Genomic DNA, 15,910 nt, shown 5'->3' on the forward strand with positions numbered 1-15,910 from the left:
AATAAAGAAAAAATAACAGGACAATAAAAAACCGCGACAACTAGGCCGGCGGGTTTGGATCTTTCGGGGGTGCCTCATGGTAGAAGATAATTTGGTCAGTGCCATCTACGGCAATGGCACAATTCTCATTCCATGAAATCACCCTCACAATTCGAGCTTCGTTCAGGCGAGAAAAAACTCCGTTGATGGATACAACAGCACCCTTGAAGAGCGAAACGTTCTCTTCAACAACGGTAACGGTGATCCGATTACTTGGTTGAAAGAACAGAACAAACGCATCCTCGGGGCTATTGATGTCGTAGTACTTTCCCTCCTTGAGCTTGGTTGAGGACGTGACAGGAATAGTACGCTTTTTCGGCACGAATCGTTTTACAAACTTGTTTACTCTAGCAGGCATAGGCCTCCCTTCCTCGAGCAATATAACCACAAGTTTAGAACTTTATCAAATAAAAAATCGTAACCTAGTGGAGCTTTCCCCACGCAGCTACGATTATGTCATCTCGACTTACTTGTCCAAGATCAACGACCTTTCCATCCAACGCAACTTCAAGACCTATTGTCCCACTACAAAGGACTTCTTCAATAGGATACTTAACTTTGAGTTGGTGCTCTGGAGTCACCACGTATGTCACTGTTTGCCCAAGGCACGTTACATTGACTTCGCGATAACGCCTGAGTCTGATCTGCGGCATCAAACCTATCAATGCCACACCCTCCTTTACATATGGTTGCATACAACCTCCTGCTGATGTAGTTATACTCCTTTAAAACGACAAGTCAAAATATAAATGTGTATAAAAAAAGACCGCCTTGCGACGAGTCTAGTATGGAGGCTTTTCTCCGCGCTTCCACCAGTCTGCAGGATCTGGAGGTTTGGTCTGAGGAGGAGGTGGTGCCTCTTCATTTGGCCTTTTGGTTTCCTCGCTCGCACGGTCTTGAGCGCCCGCAAGTGCACTCATAAAGATTGACTCTGATTGAACGAGGAGATGTTTGTCACTACCCGTAAACGTCCCACCTTGTCGTTTGTGGCGAAACACCAAAAGGACTCCACTGACACTTCCCAACGATGTGAGCCTCATTGCGATCACATCGTTGTCTGCCAAGGCGCGTAGATGTGAAAATCTCCGCCGACTAGCCGAGAGCGTCACGAGCCCTTCATGAATAGCTCGTGACACCACCACATGCTCCAAAGCGGAGAGTACATCCTTCGTCTTTGGCACAGTGTGTTTGAAGTATGCCACATTCTCAAAGTGACCCTTTTCCTGCTTGAGCCACAAAGCAATGTTGAGCCCCCTCAAATTCCGAATTATCCAATCCATGTAGATTGCAACAACTCGTTGAGGATTGGGATTGGAGGAAGCCAACAGCATGTTAACAAGCTGAACGATACGCTCTGCGTCGCTCATGAAAAAACTCCGGTTAGAACTACTGCTGGCTAAATTAAACCATACCTATATCTCTATAGCAAATAAAAAATATTTATTTATGTTTTATACTCTTTCAAAAAGTTAGTCTTATATTCCTCAAAATCTCCATCAATAATAGCTTGTCGCATGCCTTTTACGAGCTTCACTAAGAAATGCAAATTGTGCACAGATGCCAATGTTCCAGCGAGCATTTCTTTTGCCTTAAATAAATGAGCTATATACGCTTTAGTATAATTTTTACAGGCATAACACGCGCAGTCGTCTTCAATTGGAGTAAAGTCTGTTGTGTATTCTGCATTGCTAATATGTATCTTCCCTGCTTTTGTGTAAATAGTTCCGTTGCGACCTAAACGAGTTGGTGTCACGCAATCAAAAAGATCACAGCCATTCTCAACTGCTCCAAATAAATCTAAGGGCTCACCAATACCAAGAAGATGACGTGGCTTTTCTTCAGGCAAAATTCCATTCACCCACTCTACAACTGTATTCATATCTTCTTTTGCAAATGATCCTCCAATACCAAAGCCATCAAATTTTTTGCCATCCACTTCCATATCTGCAAGTACGCGTGCACTTTCTTTTCGTAAAGATTCCTCTCGTCCTCCCTGTACAATTCCAAAAAGTGCTTGACCAGTATTTGCCTTCACATGATATTCCAAACTTTTCTTTGCCCAGCGATGAGTTCTATCTAAGGCCTTTGCTTGATAATGAATAGACTCTTCTGGCGATGTACATTCATCAAATGCAAAAATCATATCTGCACCAAGATTGTGCTGAATCTGCATGGATTTTTCAGGAGTAAAATAGTGAGCGTCACCATTTAAATGAGATCGAAACATCACGCCGTCGTGATCGATTTCTACTAATCTAGGTTTCTTCTCTTCTTCATCCTGATCATTCCCAGCTTCTGGCAATAATAATTCTTTGCTCTTTTTTGTATTAGAAATCTTTCCTAAGTTATTTCCATATGCAGCACCCAGAGAGAAAACTTGAAATCCTCCTGAATCAGTCATGGTAGGTCCATGCCAGTTCATAAATTTTCCAAAGCCTCCTGCAGCTTTTACAATCTCATCTCCAGGCTGCAAGAAAAGATGATAGGTATTTGCAAGAACAACTTCAGCACCAACAGAAGCAACCATCTCTGGAGTTAATGCTTTAACTGTAGCTTTTGTGCCTACTGTTACAAATGCTGGAGTATTAATGACGCCATTTGGAGTTTCAATAGTACCTACGCGGCCCATTTTGCCTTCAAGTTTCTTTAAAATAGTGAATTGTATACCCATAGGTACACACTATAAGAATATGTTGGGTTATGCAAGGTAAACGGGCTCATCAATATCTTAATAGAAAATTCATGATGGATTTTGTATAAATACTCTTGACCTCGTCGATAAGAGGTATATACTTTTTGATAGCAGTTCCCCGGCACTATGGACAGTGTCGGACGCCCAAGCACCAGGCGTTGTAAACCAAGAGGTGCATCTCGAGGAGTGTTTTACATGCGTCCCACCACCGCCCACGACGTGATTCGTTCCCGCATCGAGCCCGCTGTCACCCAGCCGGCACCGTCGGTCATCGTTCACCCGGACACCGTGGAGACCTACCCCAAGGACCACGTGCCGGGTCGGGAGAGCACCATGCCCTCCCACACCAAGTACTCCGGCGACTGATCGCCCGCAAGCCGGCGCGTCAGCCAGTTCACAGCGAGCCTAGCTCGCACAAACAAAGAGGACCCCGCAACACGTTGCGAAGGCCCTCATTTTTTTTGCTATTTTTTATATCACTTAGGCTACCTTTTCTGCAGGACCAGCTTCTTCGTCTGATTCTTCATTTTCAATCTTCCATGGGTTGTTTCCTACTGGAGCATTGATATCATCTACTGTTCCAATATCATCAGAAGGTGCGAGATCAATTTTTCCTATAACGTCTTTACCCTCTGCTTCTGAAATTTTTCGTTCAGCATCGTTATCAATTTCTGCTGCACCTCCCATATTCTTCATTTCTTCTGACATATATTTTTATATTATTTTAGTAACTATTATTTAACGTCCATCAACTCAACTTCAAATAGAAGTGTTGAATTTGCTGGAATTGGACCAACGGCTTGAGCTCCGTATCCTTTTTCTGGTGGAATTACGAGATTCTTCTTTTCTCCAACTTTCATACCAAGAATTCCCTCTTCCCATCCCTTAATAACCATACCTGCACCAAGAACAAATTCAATAGGTTCACCACGGTCTCGAGAACTATCAAATTTTGTACCGTCCTGAAGCGTACCAACATAGTGCACGCTCACTGTTTTTCCATTTTCTGCAATCTTAGGCATACTGCGTGAGTAAATTATTGGGACGACAATGGCTAGGACTACTAATAATCCAAAACCTAAGGTAATCCACTCTATTTTTGATAATTTCATACCTGGCTATTGTATCACATATGCTATACTAATTTCACTATGAATGAAGAAACCCAGAAGACGACAGTAAATCTTCCTCCAAAGGAGCTCAACATTGAACCAATTACGCTTCATGAGGTTGATGAAGAAATAACCAAGCGTATTTCTCGTATTGAACAAGAATTTAAGCGAGGCTTTGATTTTATTAAAACTCAACCAAAAACTGTAACCTTTTTCGGATCAGCACGATTTCCTGAAGATAATGAACACTATCAGCGTGCACGCCGAATTGCCTATAAATTGGCAAAAGAAGGATACTCAATAGTGACTGGTGGAGGTCCTGGAATTATGGAAGCTGCTAATCGAGGGGCATTTGAAGCAGAAGGACCATCACTTGGACTTACTATCAAGCTTCCCAATGAACAAGTTCGCAATCCTTATCTTACTGATACTGTAGAGTTTTACTATTTCTTCACTCGAAAAGTAGCTATGACATTTTCTGCAGAGGCTTATCTTATGTTCCCTGGCGGATTTGGAACTTTTGATGAAACTTTCGAAATCCTAACACTGGTTCAAACAAATAAGATCGAAAAACTTCCTATTATTTTAGTTGGAGAGAGTTTTTGGAATCCAGTAATAAATGCAATGAAACAAGTTATGCTTGATGAAAATCAGGCCATAGATCAAGCAGATCTAAGTCTCTTTACTATTACTGATGATGAAGATCGAATAGTTGAAATTGTAAAAGCTGCTCCAATTCGAACGGGAGTACGAGCTAAACCTTTAGATGCTGATGGAAGAGCTCAGACATAAAAAATGTGTACCTTGTGAAAAAGGAGGGAAAGCACTGGAACCAGATGCTATTCACGAGCTACATCATAGAGTAAAAGGTTGGGATGTTGTAGATCATAAAGAAATAAAGAAAACCTTAAGCTTTATTGATTTTAAACATGCTATTAGTTTTGTGCAGGAAGTTGCTGATCTCGCTGAATATGAAGGACACCATCCTGATTTAAATATTTTTGGTTGGAATAAACTTACTATTACTTTGAGTACTCATTCAGTAAAAGGCCTTACTGAGAATGATTTTATAATGGCTGCAAAAATTGATCAGCTTCTCGCTGAATCTGAGGAAATTGAGCAATAAAAAAAGCATCTCCCTTCCAGGATGATGCTTGTTATGTACGTGAACAGAAGCTTTATGCTGCCACCACTTTCAGCTGCTTGAGCCACTCGTAGATCTCCTTAAAGATCGTATCGAGTGGCCGTTCACCGCCTATGGTGATGAAGTTGAGCTCATGAGCATCATGTGCTCTTTCAAGCTCTGCACGGAGCGGCGGGAAGTCCCGCTCAAATTCCTCGATCCGCCGATCGATTACATCTATGGTCTCGCCCTTACGCCGACGGCTCTCCATTCGAGCCTTAGCAGCGCTAGCCGAAACCTCGATGTTGAAGACGATGATGTTTCCATCGTTACGCTCATCAGTCCAGCGCCTCAGGTGCTGATACTGATTGATGTTACGCGGAACTCCATCGTCAACACGGTTCCCCGGAGGGATCCTATCGAGTGCAGGTCGGTAGATCCTTGGCAGCAGGATCTGATCTGGAACGAGAAGACCCTGCGACGAGTATCCGTGCACGAGCTGCCCAAGTTCAGTGCTTGGTGAGATGTTGCGACACTCATCCCCCACATTGATCGAGGGCCAGTCCAACGCTTCCAAGATCTTCGAACCCTGGGTACCTTTGCCACAGCCCGGATAACCTACAAGTAGGATAACCGTGCCATTAGCCGATTCAGCATTTCTCAAAAGTCACCTCCACGAGTTAATTCAGGTGTACGACGCCAGACGAAATACTACTGATTTATTAAAAATGTGTCAACAATGCCTATTTTAGCAACCCTGACACTATTTGGTCTTTAAGAGATGCTGACGACCGCTTAGCAAGTGCTTCTAAGAAGGGCTTTTTATTAGTGTCATCCATTACTCCCTGCACACTGCGTTTGCTCTGAAGCGGGATTAAATCAAAACTGAGATTTGGTGTAGTGCCCGGAGTTACATTCATTTTTACAGCCAAACCTTGCTCAACATCTTTTGAAAAATACTGATCAAATATAAAATTACCTAGAGAATAAAAGATAAGCTTGCCTTTATAACTTTCTATTTCTTGCACAACATGAGGATGATGGGCAATAACACTAGTAACACCAGCATCTATAAGACTTCTATAAAAATTTTGTTGTGAAGTATTGGAGACAAGTTTATATTCTTCGCCACCATGAATCATAGCAACAACTATATCTTGAGGATTTTTTGAAAAGTTTTGAGTAAATGCGGTAGCTTGAGCGTAATCAAAACTTGGATTTGTCATATTAAAGCCAATGAATACAAATGGCTGATTTTTTATTTTTGTACGAACGACATAATTTTCACTAATAGTTCGTGGATGGCCTACAGAAATAATTCCTGCTTTTTCCAAATAACTTCGAGTTTCATTATATCCTTCAATACCTTGATCATAGGTATGATTATTGGCAAGAGATACGATACTAATATTATGTTTTGCCAAAAGTGCTGGCATTCTTTTTTCAAACGTAAATCCAAAACCATTTGATGGAGTGCGTACATGATTTGTAACAACGGGTCCCTCAAGATTTGCCACTACAGTATCTACACTTTGCAATAATCCTGAAATATTTGTAAATGGATACTCATCTCCATTTGTATCCATCAAAAGTTCTACATGTCGACCAACCATTACATCTCCTACAAAGAGTACAGAAAATGACTGAGGTGTAGTACTACTTGCTATAGGTGCAGAAGTACCTGATTCCAAACTAGCAACAAATGTACTAGGTGTACGATACATATATGCCAAAAAACATATCCACAACGTGGCTATACCAAAAAGTATTGAAAATAATAGTTTCATCTCAATTCTTGATTTTAGGCATTTTTGCACTTCTGCACGTCGTCAGTAAGCACTTTGAGCACGGTGAGCATTTGTCTTGTATCGAGAGTGTAATACACTTCCTGACCCTTTTTTGAGCTTTCCACGAGGCCGCAGGTGCGAAGTGTAGCAAGATGCTGTGATACAGCTGGCTGAGTGAGTTTAATATTTATCACAAGCTCACTTACCGTCTTTGGTCCTGTCATAAGAAGCTCCAAAATTCTATATCGTGATGGGCTAGAAATTCCCTTTCCGAGCTTTTGAATTTTTTTGCAGAAATCCGTCATAGCTCAATATTAGCATGTACTTATATAATATCAATAAACCCCGTACCTTTCGGTACAGGGTTTATATGATTACTTAACGATACATTCTTTACAAAAACCGCACTCACACCCACATCCACCTTCACTCCATGTATCTTCACATTTTGCACAACCTCGTCCATTGCATCGGCATGTCTTTCGGAGAACAATTGAAATACCTAAAAGCAAAACGATAATTGGCCACAAAATACTCCACTGAGTCATGTCGATAATCCCCAGATTTTTTAGGAGAAACATCGCACCGATAAGAATTACAATAAGACCTGCTCGCATTGAATTAAGATGCTATTAATAATATATACATATAGTATAACGTATATACATTATTATTGCTGTGCCCCCTGTGGAGAACTTTATGAAAGCCTAGGACCAACAAGCATCAACATCTTTCGGATCGATTCATCCATAACATCTAAAATTTCTTTTTGCTTTCTATTGAGAGGTCCAATTTTTTCTTGTTCCAATAATTCCAAGCCAAGTTTAAAGGCCGCTAAAGGTGAGCGGATTTCCTGTAAGAAATCATCTGGAATTTCTGGATACTTAAACATCATTATTGTGAAAATTTATAACCAATACCTCTGACGGTTTCAATGCAGTTTTCTTTTTTGCCCTTATTAAGTTTCTTTCTAAGGTTATTGATGTGTACGTCCATAATATTGCTGAGTGAGCTAAAATTATAGTCCCACACATGATCAAGCACTTCATCTCGTGTAACTACTTGATTTGGATGTCGCAAAAAATATTCCAAAATATTAAACTCTTTAAGTGTAAGAGGGATTTCTTTTCCTTCGCGAAATACCTTTCGAGTTGAAGGATTCATAGTAATATCTCCATATGCAATTTCTGTAGGTAGAGATTCTTTTGGGCGACGTAGTAGGGCTCGTACACGAGCTAATAGTTCTTCTAATGAAAATGGTTTTGTAAGGTAATCATCCGCTCCAGAATCCAGTGCATTTACTTTATCACTGGTTTCATCCCGTCCTGTAAGCATCAATATTGGAGTAGTAATTTTGTGTTCTCGTACACTTACACAGATTTCCACACCCGATTTACCAGGTAGCATCCAGTCCAATATCAAGAGATCATAGTCCATAGAATTTAAGAGTACATGCTTCTCTCCCGCATTTCCTTCAGAGAAAGCAGTTACAGCATATCCAGACGCCCCCAAACTCGCTTTAAGCGAGGTATTAAGCGAAATATCATCTTCTATAAGTAAAATCTTCATATTTGTTATGTATTGACGAGCTTATATGCCTTTCCTTACGAGATTGCTCTTACTAGTGTATCTGAATCCCCTAATGAAAGTAAAGCTAAAGCTTATTCTGGATTCTGAGAAAATACTTGAGACCAAATAAAATAATAAAAGAATAGACTTGAGAGAATACATAAAACACTAGTAGGGCGACCAAAAAAGAAAGCCCAAGATTAGTTTGCTGCTCAGCTAGCTTAAAGAAAGTAATTACTGCGACTATACACGAAATAGCCATAGAGCTTAAGCCAATGACGAATGCAAAGCTTGAAGATAGATCGAGCTTTTTGAGCTTTTTGCTAAACTTACTTTCCATAAATTATATATGAATAGATATTTGGGATAATAATTATTCCAGCGATAATTGCAATAAAAAGTGGGGTTATATACTGGTTTGGAATAAAGGCCATACCAATGAATAAGACCCCAGCAATTACAAAAAGCTTACCCGAAAATGCATGGGTTTTGTCCCAAACTTTAGCATGAGAGAGTGTCCAAGGATTGCGCACTCCCACAAACCAATTATTTTTAATTTTTCCAAAATAACTTCCTAATGTTATAAACAATGCCCCTACCATGATTGGGACAACGATATGTATTGGGATAGTGTAACCTAAACCATAAAAGCCTACTAAAAGATGCATGATTGTAAGGAAAACAATCACTGATACAACTATAAGATTGTATGTCTCTTTAAAAGCTGCGTACATATCTTTTCGTGGATCAATTTTTGGAAGGAGTTTAAAAACCACATACAACATCAAGCTCAATATTGGCAAAAAATATGCAGCAGCAAACGGCGTACTATATCCATCTGCTTCCCCAACCAAATTCCAATGTGTAACTACTTGTTCTGGAAACCGTGGATAGAAATACGAACCCGCTATAAATGATAGTACTAAAAGTGCAAATGTAATACTTCGAGATAATGATGTTTTCATATATAAAGAGATCCCTTTTAGGATCTCTTTATTATACTCTTACAATTTTAGATTTGAAAGAATAGTTTCAAAATCTTTTTTAATAGTATCTTCAGGAGTTAGATACGTTACCGATGCCATTATAATATTTGTAGCATGAGCAAACACATAACTGTCGCCTTGATACAATCCATCCCATGTATATGTGATAGCTTCTTTTCCGGCTACTGTTGTTGAAGCATATTTTCCTTCTACAACTGACTGCTTAAAATTTGATTCACTATAATTTTTTACCCATGAAGCAATAGTTTGTTTATCAAGATTGTTTTGATAAATATCAAAATTAATAGATGTAGGTCCCTCAGAATTTTCTCGAACAGTTGTATCGCTCACCAGCGTAATGCGAAGATGCTTACGTTCTGCATTCCCCAATTCTTTTTGAGTAAGGGTATATGTACTTGGATAAACAAATCCAATACTATGCTCAATGTTTTGATATGACTTTAGAGTTTGTGGTGTACTTGTAGAAGTTTGCACTATTGGTGGCACGACTACTTCATCCCGTGTATCTGGCCATGCAAAAATAATAACTGCAGAAATAAGAATAATACTACTTACTATATAAGCTGTTTTTTTATCCATAGTATCTATACTACGACAAAATTCTTATTTTGTAACAGCTGAGGTAGCGGCCTCTGCCATATGATCTTCCCTTTCACTTTCAGGCGGCTTTTTGGCTTTAGTTTTTTTTAATCGCAACCTTGGAATTTTCAGACTGAAATGTGACGGTATATGTCTAATCTCTGGTTTAAATTCAAAGCCAGCTTTTTTATCATAAATATCAAGCACAGACTGAAATAATCTAAAGTTATTGTCAGATATTTCTTCATTCCATACTTTCATTTCAAATCCTGATTTGTGTTTTGTACCCAATCGCACTATCCCTGTCCACAATGACCCGAATTCAGGAACTGGCTGGTTCTTAAAAATTGTTTCAAGCGCAGCCTCTCGATATGCGGCTACCTGCAATTCGTAATCATCCCATATGCCACCCGATGTTTTCCAATCTAATAAGACTAGAATTCTCTTGCCCCAACTTGATTTACCAAAGCATTTATCATTTTCCGGAACTAAGATTGATCCAATGAAGTCTACTGTACCGGCATACAAATGTGTGGGTGACCATACAGCATGTTCTGATATGAGTACCTGAGGTTGGTATACCGCACACCATTTTGCAAAAGCTTCAAGATTGTCCCATTCATCTGGAGATAAAGGTTCATAACGGGATGTAAGCTCATGATAAAATCTCGTTTTAACATCTACAAGCTTACCTTCAAGTAAATTTCTAATTGCTTCATGCGTACGAGAACCTTCTTCCCCCGCTGATCTTAATTTACGCTCTGCGGCATCAGGTTGAGTGCTCAGCAAATACGAATAGAAGCGTTCTCCTTTTGGATAGCCAGTTTTAATAATATGATTTACTGCCGGCACAAACATCTTCTTAGATTTTATCCAATAGTGTGTCCAATCCCCTTCGCGGTCCACAAAACGCATGATATTTCTATCTGTTGTGGGTTGATAGGTATGACTTGGAATTGTCGTAAGACGTTTTGGCATAGGTATTAAGCAAACTTTGCTCTCCTTGCTTTATATGAGTTATCAAGAATTTTTTTTGCTTCACCTTGAGGTTCGGTTAGATTATTTAGTTCTGCTTGATCTTGTATTTTTTGTAGGAAAAATTCTGGATGTTCGTGATAATAATTTCCTGCAAATATATATGAGACTTTTGATCTGAGTTCAGTTGGCAATGCATCTAGAATATAGTTCTTCATATGATCAGGCGTAAACAGATACAGTGTATCAATATTTTTCTTATGCATGTGCATATACATCTTAAGATGATGTTTAAGCGCAGTAATAAAATCACGAATAACTACTCTATCTAAGTCGGTAAGTGAACTTCCTGATTGAATCATTCCGTTTCTACTTGTTGAAGCATAACTTCCTTCTCTATCAGAATACTTTGGATGCGGAATAGAAATATCATCGACTAATTCTATAGTCGCATCATATACATGGTAAAATTTTGCATCCTGCTTACCCGTAACCAGAAATAGAGCTTCTTCAGATGTAAACTGTGGGTAGTCTTGAGATATAGTTGTTCGCATATACGTAAATATATTAGCTACTACCTATCTAGTGACGCACCAGCATCTAAAAACTAACACTATTAAAATTTTCTACTATCGTATGCCCAATGCAAGAGTGCTTGGCGTTGTTTTGTATTACAAAATACATCTCCCGGACGACATTTATTCTTAATTTGTGCTATATGTCGCTTCATTGCTTTCCATCTGCGTATTTGTCGAGCATCTTCTTTGTCCAATCTACGTCCGACATAGTAACGGCAATACCATTGAAACCAGCCTCGAGGATCATCCACATAAATCCAGCCTTTCTTTTGCCATTCTTTCAGACTCTGACTTGCATCAACTTGAAAATAATTAATGCTGGGATTCTTTTGGCCGTACGAAAGCTTTGCATGAGCAAACCATGACTCAGGAAACTCATCTTTACAATCAGTAAGATATTTTCCACCAAATACACCAAGCTCAAGCATCTCTTTTGGAGTAAGATCAGGCTTAAATTCGGGATCAAAGTTTTTACCTACAGGTTCGGTACATTCATATGTATAGTCGAGTTGCATACTGTCGTGCACGTACACAAGTCTTTTTTTCATGCTCAAAGCATACCATATGGCCATTCTTATGCTATAATCGCGCACATATGGAAAATACTATGGAACCCTTAATTTCAGGCGCTGAAAAACTTGGAATTCGTATAAAAGCAGATCAATTAGAGAAGTTTACTATACTTTTGAATACTCTTTTGGAATGGAATAAGACTATGAATCTTACGGGAATAACTGATCCTAAAGAAGTGATTATCAAGCATTTCCTAGATTCACTCACCGTGCTTCCTCATATTCCAAACAATGCTCGTACATATATTGATGTGGGAACTGGTGCAGGTTTCCCAGGACTTGTGGTGGCAATCATGAAGCCAAAACTAAACATTACTCTTTTAGAAGCAGCTGCAAAAAAGGTATCTTACCTGGAAGCATGTATTACTGCTTTAGAATTGGATCCTGAAAACGTGCAGTCAATTCACGGCAGAGCTGAAGATCTTGCAAAGATGCCAGAATTTCGAGAATCATTTGATATTGGAACTGCACGAGCTGTAGCACTCCTTCCAACACTTTCTGAATATGTACTTCCACTTATTAAAAAAGATGGTATTTTTATTGCTCAGAAAAAAGCAGGGACTGATGAGGTTGATCAAGCTTCTAATGCTATTAAACTTTTGGGAGCTGAAGTAGAGTCTTCACAAGCACTTAATCTCGAAGAATTACCTGAACGACAAATTATAATCATCAAAAAGATTTCAAAAACTCCCGACATGTATCCACGCCGATCAGGAATGCCACTTAAGAAGCCACTGGTATAAATAAAAAAAACCGCAGTGTTAGTGCGGCCCTTGTTTCAAAGCTAATCGGATTTTATCCTGAAAGAAATACGCAAGTATCGATCCCACAAAACAGAATGCTCCTACTAAAGCTAGGAACAGCCCAATTGTGTAGACATACTTGTATTCTATTTCGGCATACGTGATTCCATCCCTCATCTGACTAAATCCCATTATACAGCCAATGGCCATCAAGATCAGACTCGAGTAGAAAAGAATTTTCACAAGCATCAGACCTCCGTGATTCCCCCTGGTACATTCCTTAAAACAGACTACGGGAAACGCAGAGCTACGTCAATTTAAACAGAAGAATATCGTCGGAAAAGATATCCAGAAAGTGGAATTGCAATTGCAGTAACGGCTACACACCAGATGATTGCCATGGTTGCGTGATTGCCCACAGGAGTTCCTACCATATATCCTCGAATCGCTTCGATCACATGTGTCACCGGCTGATTTTCTGCAAAGATTTTCAAAACCTTTGGCATGCCTTCTGTAGGTACGAATGCACTACTTGCGAATGTTAAAGGAAATACGGCAACAAATCCCATCCACTGCACAGCTTCAACAGATTTAGCTAAGAGGCCCAACACAGCTGAGAGCCAAGAGATTGCAAAAGTAAATAAAAGAACTAATGCGAGGATCATGAGCCATTCTGTAAATGTGGCTGTTGGTCGAAAGCCTATAAGGAATGCAACAAGAATAAGCACTGCAGATGAGATTACGTTTCGTACGAGATCAGCAACAACGTGCCCCACAAGAACAGTTGAACTTGCCATAGGAAGTGATCGGAAACGATCGATGATACCTCGCTTAAGATCTGTAGCCACACTAATTGATGTGGTCATTGCTCCGAATGCCGCCATTTGAATAAGAATTCCAGCAACAAGAAAGTTTACATAACTTGTTCCTCCAGTATTAATCGCACCGCCGAAAACATAGCGGAATAGCAACATAAACATCACAGGCTGAATTGCCAACGACATAAGCTGGTCGAGATTCTTGAAGATGTGCTTAATACTTCTATTTATGAGTACCCAGCAATCACTCATGACCCAATATAAACGTGAATGTGTTGTTTTTTGCATGATATTTATTGAGTTTGTTTACCAGTAAGTTTTAGAAATACATCATCAAGGGTTGGCTTGTGTAATGAAAGACTTTCGATCTGGATTCCCTCTTTCTCAAACATATCAAGCATTCGTTTTACATCGGCCACACTATTGTTTACAGGCACGGTAATTGCTCGATCTTCTTTATCAAGTACAGCATCAGCATGATTTACAATACTTACAGCCTTTTCAAAGTTGCTATTTTTGGCAAGAACTAATTCAAGTCGCTCTTTACCTACCATCGCTTTAAGTTCATCAGAAGTTCCTTCAGCAATTACTTTGCCATGGTTGATCACAGCAATTCGATCTGCCAATTTATCTGCTTCTTCCAAATACTGAGTGGTAAGCAAAATAGTTGTTCCATCTTTCTTAAGCTTTTCGATAACTTCCCACATGGCAATTCTACTTCGTGGATCGAGACCTGTAGTAGGTTCATCAAGAAAAACGATAGGAGGTACAGCAATCAAGCTTGCAGCAAGATCCAATCGTCGTCGCATACCACCAGAGTATGTCTTTGCAGCTCTTCCCGCAGCATCTAAAAGATCGAATTGCTCAAGCAATTCTCCTGCTCGTTTCTTACTTTGCTCTTTTGAAAGATGATACAAACGCCCCATCATTTCTAAGTTCTCCCATCCGGTGAGAACTTCATCAACAGCAGCATACTGACCAGTGAGACCAATAGACTTTCGTACTTCGTAAGCATCGTCAACGACATTAAAGCCATTAACAACAACTTCGCCGCCATCGGGTTTAATAAGCGTACTTAAAATTTTAACCGTAGTTGTTTTACCTGCTCCGTTTGGTCCAAGTAAAGCCAACATTGTGCCTTTAGGAACATTAATATTAATACCTTCCAATACTTTTAGTTTACCGTATGACTTGGTAAGATTTTTAATTGTAATTGCTGAGTTTTCTTGCATTGGACTATACTACTCTTTTTTTGATGGATCGTAAACAGCTACAGTAATAGTAATATCAGCATCCATATGATCATGGAAATAATAGGTACCTGTGCGAGCAAAAAACACTTTGAATCCTTCGTCAGCTCCAAATGGTCCAGATTCTATTTGGTCTCCTGACATTTTAGAACTTGTTGCTGTATGTTCATGAGTATTACCATAATCATTACCTTTTCCAGAACTTATGTTATGTGTTTTTCCATCTTTACTATCAAACTGCACATATTCACCAATTTTAATCAGAAGCTCTGCTGGTACTGCTTTATCATCAGTTAGATCAACATAATGGGTTGTTGGAATCTTAATTTCTGATGTACCTAATACAGCATCCTCTTGCCATGAATTTTTATTCATAGCATATGCTGTTGCTCCTGCTGTTACTATGACTAAAGCGAGTATACCTAAAGTTATATATTTTTTATTCATGTTTTTATTATTATTTTATTACTGAGTTACAACTACTGTAGCTTTCATATATGGATGTGGCTCACAGAAATATTCAAATGTTCCAGTCTCATTAAAAGTATATGAGTATGTCTCACCCTTTCCAAAGAATGCACTTGCGGGGCCTCCATTTGACCCAGTAACTGTGTGCTTTGCAATATCTTCATTTGTCCATGTTACCATTGTGCCTTTCTTTACACTGAGTGTTTTAGGCCAATAGTCATAGCCTTTAATACTCACGGCAACAGAATTTGAAGTAGATTTTACAATTGGTGTTGTTGGTTTTGTGGTTGAAGGAGTTGGCTTAGGAGTAGTAGCTTTAACTGAGGTTGTTGCTTGCACTGAACTTGTAGCAGCATTCATATCATCCATATTTTCCATATCATCATGCATCATTGTTGTAGATGCATTTGAAGTTGTCATTGGAGTGCTTGTGCTATTCATATTTGTTATAGGAACATCAAGTTCTCGAGACTGCATATTTACAACTGCTACTATACCTACAAAAACTAGGGCACTTATGATTGCTATAATTATTATTCTAGAGTTCATATATTATTTAGATTAATTTTATTATTATCCTGTAATACTTTACCGATAC

General features: G+C 39.2%; 23 protein-coding genes. 3 read left to right on the plus strand and 20 right to left on the minus strand.

Annotation, left to right across the window (positions count from 1 at the left end; translation table 11 throughout):
- Window positions 1-40 precede the first annotated feature (40 nt).
- From V4519_03440 to V4519_03465, 6 genes are all read right to left on the minus strand, one after another.
- Entirely contained in the window at window positions 41-397 is a 357-nt protein-coding gene (locus V4519_03440) for a hypothetical protein (GenBank protein ID MES2437042.1), read from the minus strand.
- Between the two features lie 64 nt (window positions 398-461).
- The gene (locus V4519_03445) at window positions 462-620 is read right to left on the minus strand and encodes a hypothetical protein (protein ID MES2437043.1); all 159 of its coding nucleotides are present in this window, start codon (window positions 618-620) and stop codon (window positions 462-464) included.
- 201 nt (window positions 621-821) lie between these two features.
- Window positions 822-1,406, minus strand: a complete 585-nt coding sequence (locus V4519_03450; protein ID MES2437044.1) for a hypothetical protein — start codon at window positions 1,404-1,406, stop codon at window positions 822-824.
- 77 nt (window positions 1,407-1,483) lie between these two features.
- Entirely contained in the window at window positions 1,484-2,710 is a 1,227-nt protein-coding gene (tgt, locus tag V4519_03455; GenBank protein MES2437045.1) for a tRNA guanosine(34) transglycosylase Tgt, read from the minus strand.
- 501 nt (window positions 2,711-3,211) lie between these two features.
- The gene (locus V4519_03460) at window positions 3,212-3,439 is read right to left on the minus strand and encodes a hypothetical protein (protein ID MES2437046.1); all 228 of its coding nucleotides are present in this window, start codon (window positions 3,437-3,439) and stop codon (window positions 3,212-3,214) included.
- A gap of 26 nt (window positions 3,440-3,465) precedes the next feature.
- Complete coding sequence (locus tag V4519_03465) at window positions 3,466-3,843, minus strand: FKBP-type peptidyl-prolyl cis-trans isomerase (protein ID MES2437047.1); 378 nt, start codon at window positions 3,841-3,843, stop codon at window positions 3,466-3,468.
- 39 nt (window positions 3,844-3,882) lie between these two features.
- Here V4519_03465 and V4519_03470 point away from each other — a divergent pair, with 39 nt between their 5' ends.
- A complete protein-coding gene (locus V4519_03470; protein ID MES2437048.1) occupies window positions 3,883-4,635 on the plus strand; it encodes a TIGR00730 family Rossman fold protein in 753 nt (250 codons plus the stop codon).
- Window positions 4,616-4,969, plus strand: coding sequence for a 4a-hydroxytetrahydrobiopterin dehydratase (locus V4519_03475; GenBank protein MES2437049.1), 354 nt, complete (start codon window positions 4,616-4,618; stop codon window positions 4,967-4,969). The genes V4519_03470 and V4519_03475 overlap by 20 nt, the downstream gene beginning before the upstream one ends.
- 52 nt (window positions 4,970-5,021) lie before the next feature.
- Here the strand turns inward: V4519_03475 and V4519_03480 are convergent, their stop codons facing one another.
- The 10 genes from V4519_03480 to V4519_03525 form a co-directional block, all read right to left on the minus strand.
- Window positions 5,022-5,630, minus strand: a complete 609-nt coding sequence (locus V4519_03480) for a nucleoside monophosphate kinase (GenBank protein ID MES2437050.1) — start codon at window positions 5,628-5,630, stop codon at window positions 5,022-5,024.
- 79 nt (window positions 5,631-5,709) lie between these two features.
- Window positions 5,710-6,690, minus strand: a complete 981-nt coding sequence (locus V4519_03485; protein MES2437051.1) for a CapA family protein — start codon at window positions 6,688-6,690, stop codon at window positions 5,710-5,712.
- 77 nt (window positions 6,691-6,767) lie between these two features.
- Window positions 6,768-7,058 carry a metalloregulator ArsR/SmtB family transcription factor gene (locus V4519_03490; GenBank protein ID MES2437052.1) on the minus strand — a complete coding sequence of 97 codons (291 nt, stop codon included), beginning with the start codon at window positions 7,056-7,058 and terminating at the stop codon, window positions 6,768-6,770.
- A gap of 392 nt (window positions 7,059-7,450) precedes the next feature.
- Window positions 7,451-7,648 carry a histidine kinase dimerization/phospho-acceptor domain-containing protein gene (locus tag V4519_03495; protein ID MES2437053.1) on the minus strand — a complete coding sequence of 66 codons (198 nt, stop codon included), beginning with the start codon at window positions 7,646-7,648 and terminating at the stop codon, window positions 7,451-7,453.
- On the minus strand, window positions 7,648-8,322 hold the full coding sequence (locus V4519_03500) for a response regulator transcription factor (GenBank protein ID MES2437054.1): 675 nt from the start codon (window positions 8,320-8,322) through the stop codon (window positions 7,648-7,650). Before V4519_03500 ends, V4519_03495 begins: the two co-directional genes overlap by 1 nt.
- A 329-nt stretch (window positions 8,323-8,651) precedes the next feature.
- A complete protein-coding gene (locus V4519_03505) occupies window positions 8,652-9,287 on the minus strand; it encodes an SdpI family protein (protein ID MES2437055.1) in 636 nt (211 codons plus the stop codon).
- A gap of 39 nt (window positions 9,288-9,326) precedes the next feature.
- Window positions 9,327-9,908 (minus strand): hypothetical protein, encoded by a 582-nt coding sequence (locus tag V4519_03510; GenBank protein MES2437056.1) that lies wholly within the window; start codon window positions 9,906-9,908, stop codon window positions 9,327-9,329.
- Between the two features lie 24 nt (window positions 9,909-9,932).
- Complete coding sequence (locus V4519_03515) at window positions 9,933-10,886, minus strand: hypothetical protein (protein ID MES2437057.1); 954 nt, start codon at window positions 10,884-10,886, stop codon at window positions 9,933-9,935.
- Between the two features lie 5 nt (window positions 10,887-10,891).
- Window positions 10,892-11,437, minus strand: coding sequence for a hypothetical protein (locus tag V4519_03520; protein MES2437058.1), 546 nt, complete (start codon window positions 11,435-11,437; stop codon window positions 10,892-10,894).
- A 62-nt stretch (window positions 11,438-11,499) separates the two neighbouring features.
- Window positions 11,500-12,009 carry a hypothetical protein gene (locus V4519_03525; protein MES2437059.1) on the minus strand — a complete coding sequence of 170 codons (510 nt, stop codon included), beginning with the start codon at window positions 12,007-12,009 and terminating at the stop codon, window positions 11,500-11,502.
- 47 nt (window positions 12,010-12,056) lie between these two features.
- Between V4519_03525 and rsmG the strand changes: the two genes are divergently transcribed.
- Window positions 12,057-12,776 (plus strand): 16S rRNA (guanine(527)-N(7))-methyltransferase RsmG, encoded by a 720-nt coding sequence (gene rsmG / locus V4519_03530; GenBank protein ID MES2437060.1) that lies wholly within the window; start codon window positions 12,057-12,059, stop codon window positions 12,774-12,776.
- A 317-nt stretch (window positions 12,777-13,093) separates the two neighbouring features.
- Here the strand turns inward: rsmG and V4519_03535 are convergent, their stop codons facing one another.
- From V4519_03535 to V4519_03550, 4 genes are read right to left on the minus strand one after another with little or no spacing between them, the layout of a single operon-like run.
- Window positions 13,094-13,882, minus strand: coding sequence for an ABC transporter permease (locus V4519_03535; protein MES2437061.1), 789 nt, complete (start codon window positions 13,880-13,882; stop codon window positions 13,094-13,096).
- A 5-nt stretch (window positions 13,883-13,887) separates the two neighbouring features.
- Window positions 13,888-14,826 carry an ATP-binding cassette domain-containing protein gene (locus V4519_03540; protein MES2437062.1) on the minus strand — a complete coding sequence of 313 codons (939 nt, stop codon included), beginning with the start codon at window positions 14,824-14,826 and terminating at the stop codon, window positions 13,888-13,890.
- Window positions 14,827-14,835: 9 nt separating this feature from the next.
- The gene (locus V4519_03545) at window positions 14,836-15,291 is read right to left on the minus strand and encodes a hypothetical protein (protein ID MES2437063.1); all 456 of its coding nucleotides are present in this window, start codon (window positions 15,289-15,291) and stop codon (window positions 14,836-14,838) included.
- Window positions 15,292-15,309: 18 nt separating this feature from the next.
- Complete coding sequence (locus V4519_03550) at window positions 15,310-15,861, minus strand: plastocyanin/azurin family copper-binding protein (protein ID MES2437064.1); 552 nt, start codon at window positions 15,859-15,861, stop codon at window positions 15,310-15,312.
- Between the last annotated feature and the right edge of the window lie 49 nt (window positions 15,862-15,910).

This window comes from Patescibacteria group bacterium, assembly GCA_040387855.1.
GTDB lineage: Bacteria > Patescibacteriota > Minisyncoccia > Phycocordibacterales > JAKAEA01 > JAZKCY01.

Bases quoted from the DNA above. Each gene is read 5' to 3' on its own strand.
- V4519_03440 (MES2437042.1), bottom strand. From the start codon at position 397: ATGCCTGCTAGAGTAAACAAGTTTGTAAAACGATTCGTGCCGAAAAAG.
- V4519_03450 (MES2437044.1), bottom strand. From the start codon at position 1,406: ATGAGCGACGCAGAGCGTATCGTTCAGCTTGTTAACATGCTGTTGGCT.
- tgt (MES2437045.1), bottom strand. From the start codon at position 2,710: ATGGGTATACAATTCACTATTTTAAAGAAACTTGAAGGCAAAATGGGC.
- V4519_03460 (MES2437046.1), bottom strand. From the start codon at position 3,439: ATGTCAGAAGAAATGAAGAATATGGGAGGTGCAGCAGAAATTGATAAC.
- V4519_03465 (MES2437047.1), bottom strand. From the start codon at position 3,843: ATGAAATTATCAAAAATAGAGTGGATTACCTTAGGTTTTGGATTATTA.
- V4519_03470 (MES2437048.1), top strand. From the start codon at position 3,883: ATGAATGAAGAAACCCAGAAGACGACAGTAAATCTTCCTCCAAAGGAG.
- V4519_03475 (MES2437049.1), top strand. From the start codon at position 4,616: ATGGAAGAGCTCAGACATAAAAAATGTGTACCTTGTGAAAAAGGAGGG.
- V4519_03485 (MES2437051.1), bottom strand. From the start codon at position 6,690: ATGTATCGTACACCTAGTACATTTGTTGCTAGTTTGGAATCAGGTACT.
- V4519_03490 (MES2437052.1), bottom strand. From the start codon at position 7,058: ATGACGGATTTCTGCAAAAAAATTCAAAAGCTCGGAAAGGGAATTTCT.
- V4519_03495 (MES2437053.1), bottom strand. From the start codon at position 7,648: ATGATGTTTAAGTATCCAGAAATTCCAGATGATTTCTTACAGGAAATC.
- V4519_03500 (MES2437054.1), bottom strand. From the start codon at position 8,322: ATGAAGATTTTACTTATAGAAGATGATATTTCGCTTAATACCTCGCTT.
- V4519_03505 (MES2437055.1), bottom strand. From the start codon at position 9,287: ATGAAAACATCATTATCTCGAAGTATTACATTTGCACTTTTAGTACTA.
- V4519_03510 (MES2437056.1), bottom strand. From the start codon at position 9,908: ATGGATAAAAAAACAGCTTATATAGTAAGTAGTATTATTCTTATTTCT.
- V4519_03515 (MES2437057.1), bottom strand. From the start codon at position 10,886: ATGCCAAAACGTCTTACGACAATTCCAAGTCATACCTATCAACCCACA.
- V4519_03520 (MES2437058.1), bottom strand. From the start codon at position 11,437: ATGCGAACAACTATATCTCAAGACTACCCACAGTTTACATCTGAAGAA.
- V4519_03525 (MES2437059.1), bottom strand. From the start codon at position 12,009: ATGAAAAAAAGACTTGTGTACGTGCACGACAGTATGCAACTCGACTAT.
- rsmG (MES2437060.1), top strand. From the start codon at position 12,057: ATGGAAAATACTATGGAACCCTTAATTTCAGGCGCTGAAAAACTTGGA.
- V4519_03535 (MES2437061.1), bottom strand. From the start codon at position 13,882: ATGCAAAAAACAACACATTCACGTTTATATTGGGTCATGAGTGATTGC.
- V4519_03540 (MES2437062.1), bottom strand. From the start codon at position 14,826: ATGCAAGAAAACTCAGCAATTACAATTAAAAATCTTACCAAGTCATAC.
- V4519_03545 (MES2437063.1), bottom strand. From the start codon at position 15,291: ATGAATAAAAAATATATAACTTTAGGTATACTCGCTTTAGTCATAGTA.
- V4519_03550 (MES2437064.1), bottom strand. From the start codon at position 15,861: ATGAACTCTAGAATAATAATTATAGCAATCATAAGTGCCCTAGTTTTT.